Source organism: Bacillus thuringiensis (assembly GCF_001595725.1).
GTDB lineage: Bacteria > Bacillota > Bacilli > Bacillales > Bacillaceae_G > Bacillus_A > Bacillus_A thuringiensis_K.
On the sequence record NZ_CP014283.1, the window covers coordinates 481,675 to 499,965 of the forward strand.

Sequence of the window (18,291 nt, forward strand, 5' to 3'; positions counted from 1 at the left end):
AAAACTTATATTTCATTCACATTGGATGTGCTACAATAGGTGGAAATACAATATTAAATCGTATTACATCAAAAATCACATTAAGATACATAGGAATCAATAAGATAAATAGAGAATATACCCAATCCATTTTGCACCTAATTAGGTTATCAAATATACTCATCAAGGGGTCCTAATAAATGAAAAATTTATCTCTATATAGTTATTCAATGAGATAATTTTTTTTGTTATGCAAAGTAAGAGAAATGTATAATGGCGGTTTAAAGATAAAATATATAGGAGTTGAATAGTAAATGAAAGATATTTATGAATTATTGCTACAAGTTTATCCGCTTGTTACAGAAGTAGAAGAAAAACCATGCACTGAATACGAAAAGTTAAAAATTAAAGAATCATTAAAAAAGTTACTTTTAGAAAGAGAAAAATGAATAAATCTTACTAATAAATTAAATAAAAAAGAAAATCAGGACCTGATTGACTTAAGTAATTAGGTTTTCTAAAATCACAAAGATTTTACCCGCCAAATGTTTAGACTAAAATATATTTTTTCTAGAAATCTATTACTATCTATACTCTTCTCCTTAAATATAAATCATAATAGTCTTACATGAGGAATTTTTAGAATATTGTTGTTTTTTGGAATACTTATGGTATAATTATCCATGTAATATATTAACAAAAAGAGAGGGAGATATGCATGAAGAAAAAAGCGATTACATTTGCTTTATTGGGATTACTAGCAGTAGGTTCTGTTGTACCAATAACAGCAAAAGCTGCAGAAACATGGGATTATGGATATAATCAATCAAAAATGCAGTGGTATAACCATTATTTACATTCTTCGTTAAAACACTATGGTACAATTACCAAAAACGGTGTAACTTACTATGGACCAGTTGCAAATCCTGGAGGTTGGTCGATGTTAAATTTAGATTTTAACGGACCATACGCTGTTAGTTATAATAAGCACGTTCTATAATACTAGTTGCCAAAAGGGATTTATATATATTAATAAATCCCTTTTTGCTTTGAAAAGGTGATAAATATATGATTGAAATAATAAATATGTGCAAGGCATTTAATAGAAAAACTATTTTTAAAGATTTTAGCTTAGAAGTAAAATCAGGCGAGTTCATTGGTATCGTCGGAAAAAGTGGTCAGGGGAAAACGACTCTTTTAAATATAATGGGCACTTTAGAAGAAGCTGATTCAGGTGTTGTAAAAATAATGGGTAAAGAAATACATAAAAGAAAAATAAAACGACTTTTATTAAGAGATCACTTAGGTTTTATCTTTCAAAACTACGCTTTAATAGATAACGCAACAGTAAATGAAAATTTAGAAATTGCTCTCAAACATAAAAAATTGAAGAAAAAACAAAAACATGATGCTATATCTTTAGTATTAAAAGAAGTAGGTCTTGTTGATTATGAAAAGGAAATAGTACATACCCTGAGTGGTGGAGAACAGCAACGTGTTGCAATCGCTAGATTGCTACTTAAAGATCCTTCTTTAATTTTAGCAGATGAACCAACTGGATCATTGGATAGTGAGAACCGAGATATTATTGTATCCTTGTTTCAGAAATTACATAAACAGGGAAAAACAATTATTATGGTGACTCATGACAAAGATTTAACTAAATTCTTTTCAAGAACAATAGAATTATAAGGGAGGAATGGTTATGAAAAAATTAATTTTTCTTCTCTTTATAACCACTTTTATAGTTATAAGTTTTTTATCTATAAAACAATTTGAATATATTCAATTTCAATCTTTTAATAATGATAGTACAGGTGAAAAATGGAATCTAATTGTGGAAAATGGGGATTCTCAAAAAAGCAAATTTGAAAATTTTCGTTTATTAGAAAAGATGGCAAAACAGGCGAACGTAAACTTCCAAAGAATATCTTATGAAAAGGATAAAAATAACAAAGATAAGACAGTATATTATGTGGCCTTTTTTGAAAATGATAAATACTTTGAGGGATTAAAATTAAAGTCTGGTAAATTTTTGAATATAAATAGCGATCAAAATGATTTTATGTCAACCATAAAAACTCATAACAATCATCAAGTAGGTCAACTTGAAATTTTTCATAGTTTTGACCCAATAGAAATTCGTCCAATGATTGCCGCTGAAAAAACAAAGGACATCAAAGGTACATATACTTTAAATGGAAAAGAAAACGCAGAAAAATTAAAAGATTTAGCATCTGAATATGGATTTATTGTAAAAATTTCAAAAGAGGAAGCTCAAAGTTCAATTACCCAATATCCTTATCAAGATATGATGTACAAAGCATCATTAATATTATGTTTATTAATAGCACTTGCAATGTTATATGATGTAATTAATAACTATAAAGAAATAGCAGTTAGATATTTATTAGGATATAATTTCTGGCAAATTGGGGCTTTTTTATTTAGGAAGTATATTATAGTTTTCCTAAGTTCATTATCTATAGGAATTTCAGGGCTATTAGTATACTTATATTTTTATAACGGGTTCCAACAATTGTTCCCTTTTCTATATTTTTGGTTAAACAATACAACTCCATTAATTTTAATTATCTTACTAATATTTATCGTTACATGGTTAGGGACCAAAACCATAAATATTTCTCAAATGATTAAAAATAAAAAACCTATAAAACTATTGTTTTATATAAATATTATTATTCGGTTTGTATTAGCTATTTTTCTTACATTGGGATTACAACAAGGAATTAGTTCTTTTCTTGGACTTAAAAGTACTGTGGATAAAGAAAAAAAATGGTCTCTATTAAAAGACTACTCTTATTTAGGAGTAATCTCAGAATCTGAACCAGGACTATTAAAGTCTCAAAATGAGGAAGAAAAGCGACAGTTTCAATTATTATATACAGAACTAGAGTCACAGGGAGCTTTTTATATTTCTCCATCTGCTTACTATATGGATAGTTCTGAAATTCCTATAGGCCCAAACCCTTGGGGAATGGATGGAAAGAAAGTTGAAATTAACAAAAATTATCTATCTGTAAATCCGATTATTGGAGTTGATAATAAACGGGTGGAAATTTCAGATGACCCTAATTCTAATGAAATAACTGTCATTGTACCAAAAAAATTTAAGAAATACGAAAATGATATTAAAAGTACTATAGCAAAAGATTATACAGGTATATATAATGAAACAGATTCTATCCCTCCCAAAGTGAATATTTTATATGTTAAAAATAATCAATCTTACTTTACCTTCTCTACAAATATGGCAGAAAAGAATAACTATGAAATAACTGATCCAATTGCTATAATAGTAAATAGTAAATTTGATCCACGCATTTTGGCAACTAGCATTTCTATGGGATATGGTTATTATACTAAAAATAGCGATCGTGAAAATCCTTTCAAAGTAACACAAGATACTTTAAAGAAGCATAATTTTGATAAGGTTTGGCAACCTATTTCTGTAGCTTATTCTAATGTGGAATTAAAGATAGCAAATAACAAAGAATTGCTACAATTAGCCACAATTTATTGTAGTCTATTTGTAATCTTGGCAGCTGTTTTACTATTTTTCTCTTCTATGTATTATTTAGAAATGAACAAAAAGTCATTAGCATTACAATGGATTTTTGGTTATAACTTTTTCGAGAAACATTATCTCGCTTACTTGGTAATATTGGTATTTTGGAATTTTACGTTTGCGATTTGCTTTTTTAATACAAGTAACACTTTATTACTTGTAAAAACAATCATAGGACTTACAATTTTCGACATAATATTAATCAGTATTATTTTAAGCATAAAAGAATATAATATTACGAAACAGATACTTATAGAAAAATAATGTTGAAAAAGGAGATTAAATGGGTGAATAATAAAAAGATAACGGTTAGCTTTTTAATTATTATCCTCCTGCTATCTTTAGGAGCTTACTTTTACTTCTTCTTTTTAGAAAAAAAAGAAGAAGTAACTAATACAAATAATGAAAAAAGTTATCAACAAGAAAAAAGTTCAAATACAAGCTCGATTCCAGTTAAAGAAAATAAATACTATGTTGTTTATATTAAACAAAAAAATGGCAATGGTTCATCCTTTGTTCCTGTAAAACTCAATCCTGGTTTTAAAAATGACGCTGATTTTAATGTAAGTATTTCATTTGATGATTATGGAAATATCATAAACGATAACAAAATTATTGTGATTGATAATTTTGTTATTTCAAAGGAAAACAAAGAAATGATTAAAAAAATAGCAGGAATAAATGAATATAATGAAGCCCTACAAGAAATTGAAGATCGAGTAAATGAGACTAAAAACAATCTAAAAAAAGAAGGACATATTTAAATAAAGAGAGTCCATCAAACTCTTATATATGGCTATATGTACGAGTATACTTAGTATGATAAAACATAATCTATTAATTACTTATATTTGTAAAACAGGCCCTTATGCTAAAGTACATAAGGACCTGTTTTTTTTATGGGAATGGTGAAATTATAAAAAGCTATTCATCATTAACTATTAATGTTAAGCCAAGATAATATTGAAAATTTGATACTAGTGTTGGTTTGAAATAAAGATTGATGATTTAAAACAAAGTCTGATCATTTATAAAAAAATTGATAATTAATAATAAAGTCCTGATATAAATTAATTAGGTAGATCAAAAAGCATTCGCTATTTTTATGGAAAATGAATAGTTAAAAGATTCTGTACTATTTAAGCAGAAAAACAAAAAGAACTTGTAGGAATCACTACAAGTTCTTTTTAGATAATGTAAAAAAGTTAAAAAAACTATCTCATAATTTGAATCGGAGCAAACACTATAACCACGGGTTGATTATAGTATACACCAAATATTAACATATGATCTTTTCACATTTGAAAATTATGTGAATTTAGAAAAGAAGAACAAATAACCATCTTGAACACCTAAAAAATCTCAATTGAATACTTTGAACAAAACACTTTAAATCAATATCTATATTATAACAAATTATGAAAAATATAAGTATAGGTAAATAGAGAAGAATGGTTCATTCTTCTAGAAAGAACACGCTGTGCTTTCGCCAACTTATCTTCTAATGATCGTAAAAACTTCGGATTTTTATAGTGTGTTCCATCTGACAAAATAGCGAAATCTTTTAGTCCTACATCTATTCCAATGTAAGAATGTGTTTTCGGAAGTTCTTGTACTTCTGTTTCAACTAATAGTGACACAAAATATCTACCAGAAGGGTTCCGTCTAACTGTAGCATTTACAATACGCCCCTCTACTTCGCGACTTTTAGCAAATGGAACAAGGCCTAGTTTTGGCAACTTTATTTTATTCCCTACAAAGGCAATGTTTTCATTTGTTTGTTTTGTGGTATAAGATTGTACGTTGTTCTTCTTAGATTTAAAGCGCGGTGCGCTGTTTTGTTTTTTGAAAAAGCGTGTATAAGCATCCGCAAGGTTGCGAACAGACGACTGAATCGCAATACTATCCACTTCTTTTAGCCAAACAAGCTCTTTCTTCATGGCAGGTAGTTTGGCAGAGCATATACCATAGGTCAAGCCATTTCCTGTCTCTTTGTATGCGTGATCCCATAAGGATAGGAAATGATTGAATACAAAGCGAGAACACCCTATCGTTTTGTTGATTAGTATTGCTTGTGCTTGATTTGGATAGATACGAAACTTATAGGCTTTATTAATCATTATTTGATTCACCTCCATTTTAGTATATGACTATTATATACCAAACGTACATTCGATAGGTAGTGGAGTAACACTTTCTGTATGTCGAACAATTAAGATGGCTTCCTGCCATCCCTTGTTCGAAGCCAATTCATCTCCCACCTACTCACTGGGCTGTGACCCTTCACGCTCCTTGAGGAAGGAGTCTTCTTGGCTAAAATGATAAAACGATGGAAGAGGAGTATTTCGAAAAGAACCAAGTTAACTATGATCGTTTAGCAAGTGGATATTAAGACAAAATTTGAATTTTGTAGAAAAACGGAGGGGAATAGAATGGTGAGAAATTTAGATTGGGGCGGACTGAAAAGTAATTGGGAAGCTTTTAAAGAGTTCGTTCAAAGAGAAGGGAAAGGCATTAGCAAATTAACGGATTACTATTTTGTATTCAGAGAGGACGACTACGGTGATGAAGCATACATTTTTACAACGCATTCAGACTGAGATGATTGGCTATCGGAAATGTTTTGGCAATGGGAGCGTTATGATACTAGGAATGTTGAAGATTCGATGGATGATGTGTTTGTTTGGAAGTTAATTTCTGAAAGTGATTTTAAACGTTTAGATACGCTATATGAGGGAGCAAGAAAAACATCGATTGAAATCGATGGAAAAAGATACTATAGAAAGTTAATAAAAGTATCTGTAGAGCCAACAGTTGTTGTTTTGACTAATTTTTATTAAAAGCGTTATTTTAAAATTAAAGAGCGCCCAAGGGAGCGCTTTTCGATCAAGACAATATTGAAAAATACTCGGTAATATATGTAATCTTTTTAACTTTGTGAGATTAATCAAAAGTTTTTCGACTTGTTTTTGGAGGGTATTACATTTTGTTCTATTTTTTCGTAAAGATTAAGTAATTGTTTGATGAATTTAATTTTCGGTGTTAACCAATATGAAAATAGTGCTGAAATAATTCCTATTAAAGCTCCTGTTATGACATCGAAAGGATAATGAACTCCTACCCAAATACGAGAAATAGCTACGCAGAATGCAAGTACAAACCATAACCATCTAGCCTTTTTACGAACAAGCCAGAATGAAAAACAAATCGAAAAAAATAGAATCGTATGGTCGCTAGGAAATGAATTATCTACTGCATGATCGACAAGTTTATTAACATTAGGTAATACTGCAAATGGTTGATAATTCAAATGCAAATTCCCTACTAATTTTCCAATTATTTCAGCAGTTACGAAGGCAACTATTGCTTGAATAATCATCATTTTGTTTTTTCTAGATTGAGTAAACCAATAAGCCATAATAATTAAACCTAAAAAATACACCATATATTCCGCTAAAAATACCATAGTGGAGTTTAGGGATGAATATTGCTTCCCTAAATCATTGATAGCTCGAAAAGCATCAATATTTAATTGAGAAAAAGACATTTTTAAATCGCTCCTTATTGTTTGTGTATAAGGAGAATTATAGTAAAGGGTTTATAGTGAAAAAATTGATTTTAGTGACATTAGTCTTACAAAACTGTAAGGATTAGCTCATTAAAGATTTTTAATAAAATAGTTATTTTGTAAAAGGATCTTTAAACCTATACACAAAGATAGCAGGCAACTAATTAAGTTACCTGCTATGCTCGCACACTTGCACAGAGGAGCGCCTTCCATTTGGAAAGAGAGGAGCCAGGGAGAAAGCGACTCAGGTGTAGTATGTGTAATAACAAAAAGGATTATTCAAAAAAGGGGAATGAAAAATGAATACAATTACTATTAAGTTTGGACAAGGTACAACAGCTTGGCAAGGTATGCAAGAAGTAGTTAAAGCTCTACATGATAAAGGATATATCGCACAACCTTACGAGGATATTGGAACGGTTAAATTAACTAAGGAATTTAAAGAAGAAAATTAAACAAAATTCTTATTTTTTATTGAAATAAAAAAAACATGCACAAAAATTGTACATGTTTATATAAAATCTATGTCTTGTCTATGTAAATATATGTTTGTTTTATGAAAATGGTGAGTACCTTTAAAAAGCAAAGAGCACCTTTTAAGATGCTCAATGGCTAATTCTGAAATGATCATGGTTAATGTATGTATGTTTCTAATATATGTGCAGTTTTTATTTAAATATAAAGAGCGCTTTTTAAGGCGCTCTCTGACCAAGATTTTTATAGAAAGTAGGTGTCAGCTCACAAGGCCTAATTTGTAAGCTGAATACATGTTCAACCCATATTAAAATATGTATTTTCTCAGGAAGTGTGAAAATACATTTATAACAAAATCTTTATTTAAATAATAAAGCAGCTAGCTCAATGAACTAACTGCCTTATTGTCCAACAAGAATGGATACCCACATTACGTTATAACTTAAGGTTACAGCTTTAGTATGAGCAGAAGCGACAATGTTATACAAGAAAGCTAAATAAAAACATTATTAGGCACAACAAAGCAGCTAGCCGGATTAGCTAACTGCTCCATTGCGGTTTGTTGAAAAAGAAGTTCACGCATACAAGTAAATAATATGTAACTTCAAGTTACAGTTATAGTGTGAACGGAACTTAAAATTTTATCCAGGATTTACTTAATTTTAATAATAACTAACAAAAAGAAATTGGAGTTTGCTTACTGTAATATAAGTTGCGAAAAATTTATTACGGCTGGGATTACTGTAAATATTCTTAGTGAAATTGTTGCTGACCTTGTTGGTTACCCATTTGCTGACCTTGTTGATTACCCATTTGTTGGCTCACTTGATCAACTTGTGCTTGAGCTTGAGAAATAGCTTGATTTATTTGACTTAACGTTTGATTAGATTGTAGATGCTGTAATCCTTGGTTTAATGTTTGAATAGCTTGTTGAATTGTTTGCTGTAATTGTTGATCAGCTTGTTGCATTTGTTGTTGAGATTGTTGACTAAATTGTTGAAGTTGTTGCATTAACTGATTAGCTTGTTGTACTCCTTGTTGGCCGCCCATTTGTTGATTTTGTTGTAATCCTTGCTGTTGTCCTTGAGATGCTTGAGATAAAGATTGATGTAACTGTTGAATTTGATTTTTAAGATTAGTTAATTCTTGTGAAACTTCTAAATCAGCAGCTTTACGTGCCACTGCTTCAACTTTTTTCTCAGTACGTTTGTCCATTTTTAACTCCTCCTTATGTAACCACATCATTGTGTGGAACATTTTTATAATGTATAAATTCTTATTTTTGATACTAAAAAATAAAATTTAAAGACTAGGGAAGAGAGGTATATAAATAGTACTTTAATCGAAAATAGGACAAGCAAAATTGCTTGTCCTACAAGGAGGAAATTTCAAAACACCAAATTGACTCGTATTAGTAAACAGGTTCCTGCATAGTATGATTCAAATTAAGAAAGTTATACAAAAATAGCAGGCAAAGAAACTTTGCCTGCTTGTGGGTTGAATGAGTTAGCCAATTGTGATGAAACGCCTTCCCATCCTTTTACAAGAAGAGTGAAGCCACTAGTTCGAATGGCTTAGAAGTATCGTGTGTAGTTTAGTTGAAAAATATGTAAAAGAAGATAAAGAATTTATTTTATAGCAAAAAAGAGCATTATTTGTAAATGCTCTTGAAAGATGAGCTTCAATAATAACAAGAGATCAATTCAATATAATTTATGATTTTCTTATTTTATGATGGAAACTAAATGTAAAATAGTAGAACAGCTGCATAGGCTGTTCTACTAAGGAGCGGGAATTTTGAATTTGAAGTGCATCTCAAATGACAATCAATCAAGCATTTCATAAATAGCATGTACTTAGGTTGAAATTTAATACAACAAAGCAGCTGGTTAATAAAACTAACTGCTCGTTGTACAAAAGAAACGCTGCGCTTACAAAAATAGTATGAACAGGGCTGAAAATATTATTCGGAAATGAAAGAAAACTAAACAAAAATTTCATTTTGTAGAAAATGAGGGATATACATGCGGATGTATAGGTGGAGAGCTACATTAACTGCTAGTGGAGAGTATGAACGGCTAAACAAACTCAAAGAGCGTATTCGAAAGCGGAAATTGCATCGTAACTTCACTATAGAGAAGCAAGAATGGTCTTCGGTATGGATCGGCTGGATAGATTCAATATGGATTGCAAAAAGAGAAGACAGAAGAATAGACGTAAATTTAAAAGAGCAGCTAGCAAAAGCTAACTACTCTCCAGAAAAGCATTAAGAAGGAAGTTCAGAACTCAAGTGTATTTATAGTATGGACAAGATTTAGAAATTTATTCGAGGAGGAATGGATATGAAAGATTATTATTTAGTGAGAAAAGGGAAATTGTGGGTTAGCGATGCTGGTACTACTTATGATGATATGCAAGCCCCATTTGACGTAATTACAGTGTCTGGTGAAAAGAAATTGGCGCAAAAATTCTATTCAAAAGCATCAGCTAAATATTGTGCAGAAGTTTTAGGGTTTAACATTATTGAAGTTAAAGTTGAGGTAAAAGAAATTGAAACTGAGATGGCTTTTTATGAATAAGAGCAGCTAGCAAAAGCTAACTGCTCGGTTCTCCAAGGGGGAACTAGGAGAAAGGAACTTAATGGGTTGTCTACATTATTGACGGAATATTGAGATTTATTCAGGGGAGGAAGAAGAAAATGAGGGAAATAAAGTTTCGTGCATGGGTGTTACAAGATGAAGTTGATGGCGAACATATAGCGGCAGAATATATGGAGGATGATGTGGAGTCATTCCATGATCCATTGTATGAACACAAGCAAGGCAATATCGTTTTAATGCAGTTTATTGAGCAAAAGGATTCAGATGGAAATGAAATATACGAGGGTGATGTAGTTATTTGGTACAACCCAATGATTGAAACAGGAGAAAGAATGACAGGGGTTGTTGTATACGATACAAAACAGGCTACATATAAGAAATGTCCTATCAATCTTTATAAAGCGAATGCAGGTGATGGAGGATATACAGGATTTGAGTTTAGATGGTACGACAATATAAAAGTATTAGGCAATATTTATGAAAATCCAGAGTTATTACAAAACTAAACAAAATAATCCTTTTAATAGAAAGTGAGGTTAGGAGAAATGACAATTAGTAATAAATTTTGGACACGCCTGTTTATAATTTTAGTGGCACTTAACTTGGCAACAGCCATTGTATCTGCTTTCTTGCAAAAATGGTGGATTGTATCAGCAGGTCTTGGCGGAGCGTGTTTAATGGCTGGGATAGGTTTAGTAATACTGAACGGTAAAGCTACAAAATGGGCAGCAATATTCTTTACTGTAGCATCTTTAGAAAACGGATTAGAAGTAGCAAGATTTTTTTGGATGAATCAATACTCAGATTCGATTTGGAGTATAGCAAGGATCGTACTGTGTGTTTACTGGATGAGAAATTATTACGTTGAGGAGGAACGACAATGGGACTAGGAAATCGTGGGATGGCATTTGAGAAGCTTATTAATCTAGCTAATGAAAATGTATCAAAGAGGTGGAGTGGCGCTTATAAACAAGCGTCCGACTCCTGTGAAGGTGATTAAGAGTAAGGGTAGCCAAGTAATAAAAGGATTCTATGAAGCTAAGAGTACAGTAGACTATGATGGCGTGTATAAGGGACGAGCAATAGCTTTTGAAGCAAAATCTACAGAGAATCCTGGACGATTTGATTTAAAGAACATCGCGCAGCACCAATTAGATTACTTGGAGAAAGCAGAGAAGATGGGAGCGATTTGTTTCTTCCTTATTGAATTTAGCAAGGACAAGTCAGTATTCGTGGTACCATTATCAGTTATTCAATCTTACGTAAGGATGTCTCATCAACCAAAGGGCAAGAAGTCTATACCAAGAGCAGACTTGTACTTAGTAGAACAGACGGAACGAGCGCCAGTGGATTACTTACAATACGTAGATGAAGCAGTAGCACCAGTTATGTTTGATGGAATGATTCAGTTTGATCAGGATCATAAGAAAGTAGCAAATAACATTGAAGCAGCAAAAGAGAAGATGGCCAACAAGACACGTAAGTTATTAAAGGCTTAATGGATAACGGAACCATGCAGAGTGGATGGTGGGGGCTATTAGCTATGCATGGTTCTTTTATTCAACAATGAGATGGTAAAATTTCACGTACCTTATGTGATGTTAAAAATACAAATTCAGAAATAGGGGGATTCCTTCATGGAGAGACAATTAACATTATTACCAGCTGTTGATGATAAGAAAGTACAAAAGGAAGTAGTAAGTGTATTAAAGGAGTACAGAGCACTCAAGATGCGTTTCAGTAATGATGTGGAGCAGGAAGGAATCAGTTTATTCCCTGAGTTACGTGATTCAAGGAATACGAGTAGATGGAAGGTGCAGCAGGTTGAGAAGGCGCTTAACAATTTATTAGATGAAGATGAGCGTAAAATCGTCGAGCGTAAGTTTTTGAAAAACGAGAGAGTAAAAGATTCTGATGTTTATCATGATCTACTACTTAAGAAGACATATTTCTATGAGAAGAAGCAGAGTGCGGTTAAATTGATTGCTACAGCACTTGGAATCATCTAAAAATAGCGAACAAAACGCGAACTTTTTGGGGGACTAAATAAAATGCTAAAAATTATAAATTATATGTACAAGCCCTTTGACAACCGCATATCGAAGAGGATTAGTACACCTATAAGTGAAACGTTCTTATGCGAGAATGTCACGGTAACGTATACCGCATAGTAGGGCGGGCACGGCGGTAAGAACCCGCGTTAAGACGAAAAAACCAATGAATGCATAACAATGACATATTCCAGTGTGGCGGGTGTGAGATAACTCGCATTCGTCATGCTGTTTCTATTGTATTTATCAATCAGCTCGGAATACGTCCTCTGGGTTGATAATAAATATAAGTCTATTTCTCTCTAATATGTTTGTTCTTGACCTTATTTTAAAATGGAATGGGGTGGTTGCTCATGATTAAGTGACACTTGCATTCTAAAAAGCTAAAAAGTATACGTATCTCGTACATTAGTAATTACTCACGATTCTTATTAATGACCAAAACGAGGGCAAAGAGTTCCACTCTTTGTTTGAGCCAATACAGCGGAAACATTCCCCTTCCGTCCCTCTAGTGTATTGGTTCAAACAAGGCGTCGGAAGAAACATATACGTCTTGGATATAATAATTCCGGTTATATAAACGATTTGGTCAGCTAAGGACCTCCAACAGCCGATGTATTGACCAGCTCCACGGAGCATAACGAGAAGATTCTTAGTCTTCTCCCAGTCACTGACACAGAGGGCGTGTAGCCATATTAGTTGATGCGGTGGCTTGGAGAAGGTTGAGAGTACTCAGCCTTGATCTAAGAGAAACTTTGCCATTTGTTTTCTCTCTTTTCTCCCATCCCCTAGAAAGCTGTCACTTTGGTGATGGCTTTTTGTTTGGTATAAAGAGGATTATATCTGATTATGTCGAATTGATGTAGTTGAGGTGATAAGGAAATGGCACAAGATATTATGGATGAGCTAATAAAATGGCAAACGCAATTGGAAGACGAATTAAAAACTATCGAAAAAGTTGAAAAAGACGACGAACTTCAGGCTTACACTTTATCAAGAAAAATTGAAATTTTAGAAATTGTAAGCGGGACATTTGAAGAAGAAAGAAAAGAATCATTCGAGAATTCCAGAATTGCCCCACTTAGAATAAGTTTGGAGTCTTTAGAAAAAGAAATCGAAAGAAAAAAGAAAAGATTTGAAGAAAAGAAAGAAGAACTTCAAAAAACTTTAAAAATTTTGCAAGCACAAATTAAAGCTGAACAACCAAGCGTCTGAATACAGGCGCTTTTTTTCTTTTGTTATATAGAAATTACACATTAAACTTATTTGAAAGTTATTATAGACATAACGAAAGCCAAGCTTCATATAATGATATTAAAAGCTCTTTCTGACATACGATTACTACCCTAACGTTTTATTTGGCACCTATAAAAGGTGCTTATTTTATTGCACCTTTTAATAAGGGCGATTATATATTGAAGTACGTGGTGGCACCACTTTATATATCGGAGTACCTAACAAGTTTAGGTGCTCTTTTATTTTGTACAAATTAGACAACTAAAAAGGGAGGATGATGAAGGATGGAAGAAGTGAAGAAACCAAGAAATACATTGGATATTGAAGTTTATGTAGATACTGATGAAGCAGAAGCAGAAGAAAGGATTGAACGATTAAGGTAAACTACTGAAGGATGTACGAAAGCATTTGAAGAATTAGGAAATGCTATTGCTAGTGTAGGTGTGTTGATACAAGTTCCTGAATCTAAAGACATCATTGAAATATTGAATAAAGACCTGATTAAATGATTAAACCAATAGTAATTGTCGTAGGCGCTGCCGTGATCTGGGTGGCGTCTTGTTTGTTGTTAAGGAAAGATAAGGAGAAAATAAAAAAAAGAGGACAAAAGCCCTCTTTTTAATAAATACCTAAGGTTTACGCGCAAATTGGAATCCCTAACGCTATTAAAGTCAATGCTAATTGAAGAGAAAGCTCTAATCTAGCAATTTCGATTCCAGCAACTGAGACCACTAAAAAAGGTTGTCCATTAACGAACAAAACACAACTGTCCATGCTCACGCCTCCTTTCTAGCAATCTACTATAGTATATGAATCGAATAATAATATGTAATAGTTGAATTGATGGATTTAATAGAATTGATAGATTTGCCCTGTTTTACAAAACAAACGAACACAACGAACGAAAATAGAGAGAATCAACAAATTATAGTTGCGTATAACTATATTGACATTTTCATTGTGTAAATTATAAATAGGTATATGTATATGTCATTCTGTAAGAATACTTTCTACTACTTCTTTATCAAGCTCTACAAAAAGATACTCAAGAACTATCAAAAATCTTGCTTCGTTTGTTTAATTTTTTACAGAAAAACGGAAGAAAATCTCATCGATATGAGAAGAAAACAGTCTTTGATATATTGGGTGTCATGTACAATTGTTTTGTTACTCACAATCATGTAGCTTAATTAAAAAAATGAAACTCGTTAGGGTTTATTTGGTATGCAGATTTTTTAGATAGCTGATATCAACTCTTTAGAAAACAGAAAAAATCCAGTTGAACGGACTTTTACTTAATCTTAGGTTGATGGGCATGGAGTCTCGCCAACTAAACGCGAATTTCGTACGCTAAGGAATTTCTAAGTTAAAAACTGTTTTTTTCCGTACGTTAACAAAGTTCCATAAACGACATTTAATGTTTGTTATGGAACTTTGTTTTTAGTAATGAGTTTTAGAACTGGTTTTTGACCGTATTTCTTTCAGTTTTGTTAAAACTAAATAGAGTTCCATAAACGGTCGTTTTTAGAACTTGTTAATTGAGTATATTTTATTAAAAAATTATAGTTGACCATAAAACCAATATCCGATATATTGGTTTTATGAAAAAAGATATTATTAAACCCATTAAGCGTATGTCATTTAGAGATGAAGTATATCTAACTTTGAAAAAAGCAATCGTTACATTAGAGCTGCAACCGGAGCAACGCTTAAATGACAAAGAGTTAGCAGAAGAATTTGGAATTAGCCGTACTCCAGTTAGAGAGGCGTTGAAGCGTCTTGAGGATGAAGGACTTGTTGAATCTATTCCTGGTTCAGTTACTCGTGTGGCACCATTAAATATTGAGGAGGCGAAACACGCATTTACTGTGGTAGCAGTTTTACACTCGTTAGCTGCTCGTTTAGCAGTACCGTTATTAAAAGAATCGGATATTCAAGAATTAGAGTTCAGTAATAAGGCTTTACTATTATCTATTGAGAAAAAAGATATTATAAAAGCAATTGAAGCTGACGAGTTATTCCACAATGTTTTTTTAGATGTGGCAGGAAATCCTGAAATCATTCGTGCGTTAGAACGAAGTATATCTAAGATTCAACGTCTCGAGATTTCTCAGTTCACTTCTATAAATGGTCTAAAGTCAGTAGAACAACATCAGCAAATTATAGAGGCGTGCAAAAATAAAGATAAAGAGACAACAGCACATCTTGTAGAACAAAACTGGTTAAGTCTTGAGAAATTAATGACTTATGAGATAGATTGAGGTGAGAAATTTGCGCCCTATTTTTTTAGGTATATGTGCGGCTTTCTTTTTTGCTTTCACATTTATACTGAATCGAGCAATGGAACTATCAGGTGGTAACTGGATATGGAGTGCCTCACTAAGGTTTATTTTCATGCTTCCATTCCTGTTACTTATTGTTATGAGTAGGAAAAAATTAAAAGTATTATTACAAGTTATGAGAGAGGATTTAAGAACATGGTTTTTATGGAGCTTTGTAGGATTTGGTCTATTTTACGCTCCATTATGCTTTGCCGCTGCACATGCACCAGGATGGATAATTGCTGGGACATGGCAAATTACTATTATATCAGGATCTTTGCTGGCTCCTTTTTTTATTCAAACCGTTCAAACACCAGATGGAATTCTTAAGAAAAGAGGGGAAATCCCAATGAAGGGTATGGGTATGTCATTGATTATTCTTCTTGGTATTTTCCTTATGCAAATGGAGCAAGCAAAATCACTCGCTATCAAAGATATTTTATTAGGTATTATCCCTGTTATTGTGGCTTCTTTTGCTTACCCGCTCGGGAATCGTAAGATGATGGAAGTTTGTGGAGATCGGCTAGATGCTTATCAACGTGTCCTTGGAATGACATTAGCTAGCTTACCATTTTGGTTTTTACTATCCTTGTACGGTCTTTTTACAGTAGGAGTGCCTAGTAAAGAACAAACTATGCAATCAATTTTAGTTGCTATTTGTTCTGGTGTAATTGCCACTATCTTATTTTTTAAAGCTACTGATATGGTTAAAGGAGATATGCAGAAACTTGCAACTGTTGAAGCAACACAATCCATGGAGGTGCTTTTTGCTGTTATCGGAGAACTAATTTTATTACATTCTTCATTCCCCTCTATTTTATCTTGGTGTGGCATGTTTGTAATAATGCTAGGAATGATAGCACACAGTTATGTTTCCCATAAAGGTGAAACAGCGCATAACCAAAATATTAGTGCTTAATTAATATTTTAAAATGTACAGTATGAACCCTTTTCTAGTTAGTATAAGTAATTTTATTATTTTTTAAAAAATTTATTATTATAAGTTTCATGTCAGAAATTGATTAAGTAAAAGAATATGAACAAAAGCCGATGCCCTTGAAGTGCACCCCAATTGTTAGACACAGTCTAACAATTGGAGGTGCATTTTTTATGGCTAAATTTTCTTCAAAAGAAAAAATCCAAGCGGTGAAACGATATTTAGATGGTACAGAAAGTGGAAAAACAATTGCTAAATCTATAGGAGTTAACCCTAGCGTACTTCGTGAGTGGATTAGACGATATGAGTCTTCAGGTGAAAAGGCCTTTGAAAAGTGCTATACATTCTACCCAGCCCAGTATAAACTAGATGTACTTTATTATATGAATGAACACGGGACATCTATCAGAGAAACAGCGGCACTTTTCAATATACCGTCTTATGAAACACTTCGGAAATGGAAAATAGCTTATGAAACAGGAGGATTGGATGCCCTACAATCAAAGAAAAAGGGGCGTCCAACCATGAAAGATAAAAAAATAAAACCAGTAGATGAAGGATCAATCGAAGCCTTACAAGCGGAAAATGAGCGTTTACGTATGGAAAATTCATATTTAAAAAAGTTGAATGCCTTAGTTCAAAACAAAGAAAAATCACCAAACAAGACAAAGCGCAAGTAATCTACGAGTTAAGGCATGAATTTCCTATCAAGGAGTTACTTCAACTCGCAAACATTCCACGTAGTACGTACTATTACTGGATGAAACATTTTAATCGTCCTGATCCAAATGCGGAGGTAAAAGAACTGATTCAAGCTATTTATAATGAACACGATGGGTGTTATGGTTATCGTCGTATTCGTGATGAACTTATGAATCGTGGACACAAAGTAAATCATAAAAAAGTGTATCGTCTTATGAAAGAATTAGGGTTAAAATGTCTGGTTCGTATGAAAAAATATCGCTCTTACAAAGGGACAGTTGGGAAAATTGCACCAAATATTTTAAATCGCAACTTCCAAGCTGAAAAACCAAATGAAAAGTGGGTTACAGATATTACGGAGTTTAAGTTATTTGGGGAGAAGTTATACCTATCACCAATGTTGGATTTATTTAATGGTGAAATTATCACGTATACAATTGGTTCAAGACCGACCTATTCCCTTGTTTCAACGATGTTGGACCAAGCCCTTTATTGTGTAACCGATCCGGATAAACTCCTCATTCACTCTGATCAAGGTTGGCACTATCAAATGAAACAATACCGTCATTCTCTTAAGAATTGTGGCATAACTCAAAGTATGTCTCGCAAAGGAAACTGTTATGACAATGCCGTTATTGAAAATTTCTTCGGTATCATGAAATCGGAATTTCTGTATCGAAAAGAATTTGAAAGTATAACACATTTCAAACAAGAGTTAGCAAAGTATATAGAATACTATAATCATAAAAGAATTAAGGCAAAATTAAAGGGTATGAGCCCAGTACAATACCGGGCTCATACCCTAGAGGCTGCCTAATGAAACGACCTGTCTAA

Annotated in this window: 20 protein-coding genes and 3 pseudogenes; 19 read left to right on the forward strand and 4 right to left on the reverse strand. The window is 32.6% G+C overall.

Annotated elements, in window-relative coordinates; translation table 11 throughout:
* Positions 1–293 precede the first annotated feature (293 nt).
* The 5 genes from AXW78_RS35355 (at position 294) to AXW78_RS28280 (ending at position 4,332) form a co-directional block, all read left to right on the forward strand.
* Entirely contained in the window at positions 294–428 is a 135-nt protein-coding gene (locus AXW78_RS35355; protein ID WP_255446532.1) for a hypothetical protein, read from the forward strand.
* 269 nt (positions 429–697) lie between these two features.
* Positions 698–979, forward strand: coding sequence for a lactococcin 972 family bacteriocin (locus tag AXW78_RS28265; protein WP_061884968.1), 282 nt, complete (start codon positions 698–700; stop codon positions 977–979).
* Positions 980–1,047: 68 nt separating this feature from the next.
* Complete coding sequence (locus tag AXW78_RS28270) at positions 1,048–1,671, forward strand: ABC transporter ATP-binding protein (protein ID WP_061884969.1); 624 nt, start codon at positions 1,048–1,050, stop codon at positions 1,669–1,671.
* Positions 1,672–1,684: 13 nt separating this feature from the next.
* Positions 1,685–3,832 (forward strand): FtsX-like permease family protein, encoded by a 2,148-nt coding sequence (locus AXW78_RS28275; RefSeq protein ID WP_061884970.1) that lies wholly within the window; start codon positions 1,685–1,687, stop codon positions 3,830–3,832.
* 23 nt (positions 3,833–3,855) lie between these two features.
* Complete coding sequence (locus tag AXW78_RS28280; RefSeq protein WP_061884971.1) at positions 3,856–4,332, forward strand: hypothetical protein; 477 nt, start codon at positions 3,856–3,858, stop codon at positions 4,330–4,332.
* Between the two features lie 681 nt (positions 4,333–5,013).
* Here AXW78_RS28280 and AXW78_RS28285 read toward each other — a convergent pair.
* Positions 5,014–5,688, reverse strand: a pseudogene (locus AXW78_RS28285) (RNA-guided endonuclease TnpB family protein); the annotation flags it as partial.
* A 312-nt stretch (positions 5,689–6,000) separates the two neighbouring features.
* Here AXW78_RS28285 and AXW78_RS35055 point away from each other — a divergent pair.
* Complete coding sequence (locus AXW78_RS35055) at positions 6,001–6,168, forward strand: hypothetical protein (RefSeq protein ID WP_231122462.1); 168 nt, start codon at positions 6,001–6,003, stop codon at positions 6,166–6,168.
* A gap of 18 nt (positions 6,169–6,186) precedes the next feature.
* Entirely contained in the window at positions 6,187–6,408 is a 222-nt protein-coding gene (locus AXW78_RS35060; RefSeq protein WP_231122463.1) for a hypothetical protein, read from the forward strand.
* 107 nt (positions 6,409–6,515) lie between these two features.
* Here AXW78_RS35060 and AXW78_RS28295 read toward each other — a convergent pair whose 3' ends face one another.
* Positions 6,516–7,115, reverse strand: a complete 600-nt coding sequence (locus tag AXW78_RS28295; protein WP_061884972.1) for an undecaprenyl-diphosphatase — start codon at positions 7,113–7,115, stop codon at positions 6,516–6,518.
* A 320-nt stretch (positions 7,116–7,435) separates the two neighbouring features.
* Between AXW78_RS28295 and AXW78_RS34610 the strand changes: the two genes are divergently transcribed.
* Positions 7,436–7,591, forward strand: coding sequence for a DUF8088 domain-containing protein (locus AXW78_RS34610; RefSeq protein WP_165375051.1), 156 nt, complete (start codon positions 7,436–7,438; stop codon positions 7,589–7,591).
* A gap of 772 nt (positions 7,592–8,363) precedes the next feature.
* Here the strand turns inward: AXW78_RS34610 and AXW78_RS28300 are convergent.
* Complete coding sequence (locus tag AXW78_RS28300; RefSeq protein WP_061884973.1) at positions 8,364–8,825, reverse strand: hypothetical protein; 462 nt, start codon at positions 8,823–8,825, stop codon at positions 8,364–8,366.
* 809 nt (positions 8,826–9,634) lie between these two features.
* On the opposite strand from AXW78_RS28300, the gene AXW78_RS28305 reads away from it, so the two are divergent.
* The 7 genes and pseudogenes from AXW78_RS28305 to AXW78_RS28340 all read left to right on the forward strand — a co-directional run bounded on the left by AXW78_RS28305 (position 9,635) and on the right by AXW78_RS28340 (position 13,476).
* A complete protein-coding gene (locus AXW78_RS28305; protein ID WP_061884974.1) occupies positions 9,635–9,880 on the forward strand; it encodes a hypothetical protein in 246 nt (81 codons plus the stop codon).
* Positions 9,881–9,952: 72 nt separating this feature from the next.
* The gene (locus AXW78_RS28310; RefSeq protein ID WP_061884975.1) at positions 9,953–10,189 is read left to right on the forward strand and encodes a hypothetical protein; all 237 of its coding nucleotides are present in this window, start codon (positions 9,953–9,955) and stop codon (positions 10,187–10,189) included.
* A gap of 119 nt (positions 10,190–10,308) precedes the next feature.
* Positions 10,309–10,716 (forward strand): YopX family protein, encoded by a 408-nt coding sequence (locus tag AXW78_RS28315; protein WP_061884976.1) that lies wholly within the window; start codon positions 10,309–10,311, stop codon positions 10,714–10,716.
* Positions 10,717–10,755: 39 nt separating this feature from the next.
* On the forward strand, positions 10,756–11,100 hold the full coding sequence (locus AXW78_RS28320; RefSeq protein WP_061884977.1) for a hypothetical protein: 345 nt from the start codon (positions 10,756–10,758) through the stop codon (positions 11,098–11,100).
* A pseudogene (locus AXW78_RS28330) lies at positions 11,091–11,709 on the forward strand (Holliday junction resolvase RecU). Before AXW78_RS28320 ends, AXW78_RS28330 begins: the two are co-directional and overlap by 10 nt.
* Positions 11,710–11,847: 138 nt before the next feature.
* Positions 11,848–12,219, forward strand: a complete 372-nt coding sequence (locus tag AXW78_RS28335; RefSeq protein ID WP_061884980.1) for an ArpU family phage packaging/lysis transcriptional regulator — start codon at positions 11,848–11,850, stop codon at positions 12,217–12,219.
* 924 nt (positions 12,220–13,143) lie between these two features.
* Positions 13,144–13,476 (forward strand): hypothetical protein, encoded by a 333-nt coding sequence (locus AXW78_RS28340; RefSeq protein ID WP_061884981.1) that lies wholly within the window; start codon positions 13,144–13,146, stop codon positions 13,474–13,476.
* 657 nt (positions 13,477–14,133) lie between these two features.
* Here the strand turns inward: AXW78_RS28340 and AXW78_RS33430 are convergent.
* Complete coding sequence (locus tag AXW78_RS33430; protein WP_081114064.1) at positions 14,134–14,271, reverse strand: DUF3956 domain-containing protein; 138 nt, start codon at positions 14,269–14,271, stop codon at positions 14,134–14,136.
* A gap of 233 nt (positions 14,272–14,504) precedes the next feature.
* On the opposite strand from AXW78_RS33430, the pseudogene AXW78_RS33435 reads away from it, so the two are divergent.
* From AXW78_RS33435 to AXW78_RS33440, 4 genes and pseudogenes are all read left to right on the forward strand, one after another.
* Positions 14,505–14,687, forward strand: a pseudogene (locus tag AXW78_RS33435) (IS4 family transposase); the annotation flags it as partial.
* 411 nt (positions 14,688–15,098) lie between these two features.
* On the forward strand, positions 15,099–15,758 hold the full coding sequence (locus AXW78_RS28350) for a GntR family transcriptional regulator (protein ID WP_061884982.1): 660 nt from the start codon (positions 15,099–15,101) through the stop codon (positions 15,756–15,758).
* A gap of 10 nt (positions 15,759–15,768) precedes the next feature.
* A complete protein-coding gene (locus AXW78_RS28355) occupies positions 15,769–16,737 on the forward strand; it encodes a DMT family transporter (protein ID WP_061884983.1) in 969 nt (322 codons plus the stop codon).
* Positions 16,738–16,928: 191 nt separating this feature from the next.
* Positions 16,929–18,274, forward strand: a protein-coding gene (locus tag AXW78_RS33440) for an IS3-like element ISBth10 family transposase (RefSeq protein ID WP_085960089.1) whose coding sequence is annotated in 2 segments (ribosomal slippage) — positions 16,929–17,370 and positions 17,370–18,274 — 1,347 coding nt in all. Because the reading frame shifts where the segments join, the coding sequence is not laid out codon by codon here.
* The last annotated feature ends 17 nt before the right edge of the window (positions 18,275–18,291 follow it).

What these genes read in the sequence shown, in the direction of transcription:
- AXW78_RS28350 (WP_061884982.1), top strand. Translation starts at nt 15,099, where the DNA reads ATGAAAAAAGATATTATTAAACCCATTAAGCGTATGTCATTTAGAGAT.
- AXW78_RS28270 (WP_061884969.1), top strand. Translation starts at nt 1,048, where the DNA reads ATGATTGAAATAATAAATATGTGCAAGGCATTTAATAGAAAAACTATT.
- AXW78_RS34610 (WP_165375051.1), top strand. Translation starts at nt 7,436, where the DNA reads ATGAATACAATTACTATTAAGTTTGGACAAGGTACAACAGCTTGGCAA.
- AXW78_RS28295 (WP_061884972.1), bottom strand. Translation starts at nt 7,115, where the DNA reads ATGTCTTTTTCTCAATTAAATATTGATGCTTTTCGAGCTATCAATGAT.
- AXW78_RS35355 (WP_255446532.1), top strand. Translation starts at nt 294, where the DNA reads ATGAAAGATATTTATGAATTATTGCTACAAGTTTATCCGCTTGTTACA.
- AXW78_RS35055 (WP_231122462.1), top strand. Translation starts at nt 6,001, where the DNA reads ATGGTGAGAAATTTAGATTGGGGCGGACTGAAAAGTAATTGGGAAGCT.
- AXW78_RS28275 (WP_061884970.1), top strand. Translation starts at nt 1,685, where the DNA reads ATGAAAAAATTAATTTTTCTTCTCTTTATAACCACTTTTATAGTTATA.
- AXW78_RS28305 (WP_061884974.1), top strand. Translation starts at nt 9,635, where the DNA reads ATGCGGATGTATAGGTGGAGAGCTACATTAACTGCTAGTGGAGAGTAT.
- AXW78_RS28265 (WP_061884968.1), top strand. Translation starts at nt 698, where the DNA reads ATGAAGAAAAAAGCGATTACATTTGCTTTATTGGGATTACTAGCAGTA.
- AXW78_RS28310 (WP_061884975.1), top strand. Translation starts at nt 9,953, where the DNA reads ATGAAAGATTATTATTTAGTGAGAAAAGGGAAATTGTGGGTTAGCGAT.
- AXW78_RS28300 (WP_061884973.1), bottom strand. Translation starts at nt 8,825, where the DNA reads ATGGACAAACGTACTGAGAAAAAAGTTGAAGCAGTGGCACGTAAAGCT.
- AXW78_RS33430 (WP_081114064.1), bottom strand. Translation starts at nt 14,271, where the DNA reads ATGGACAGTTGTGTTTTGTTCGTTAATGGACAACCTTTTTTAGTGGTC.
- AXW78_RS35060 (WP_231122463.1), top strand. Translation starts at nt 6,187, where the DNA reads ATGTTTTGGCAATGGGAGCGTTATGATACTAGGAATGTTGAAGATTCG.
- AXW78_RS28315 (WP_061884976.1), top strand. Translation starts at nt 10,309, where the DNA reads ATGAGGGAAATAAAGTTTCGTGCATGGGTGTTACAAGATGAAGTTGAT.
- AXW78_RS28320 (WP_061884977.1), top strand. Translation starts at nt 10,756, where the DNA reads ATGACAATTAGTAATAAATTTTGGACACGCCTGTTTATAATTTTAGTG.
- AXW78_RS28340 (WP_061884981.1), top strand. Translation starts at nt 13,144, where the DNA reads ATGGCACAAGATATTATGGATGAGCTAATAAAATGGCAAACGCAATTG.
- AXW78_RS28335 (WP_061884980.1), top strand. Translation starts at nt 11,848, where the DNA reads ATGGAGAGACAATTAACATTATTACCAGCTGTTGATGATAAGAAAGTA.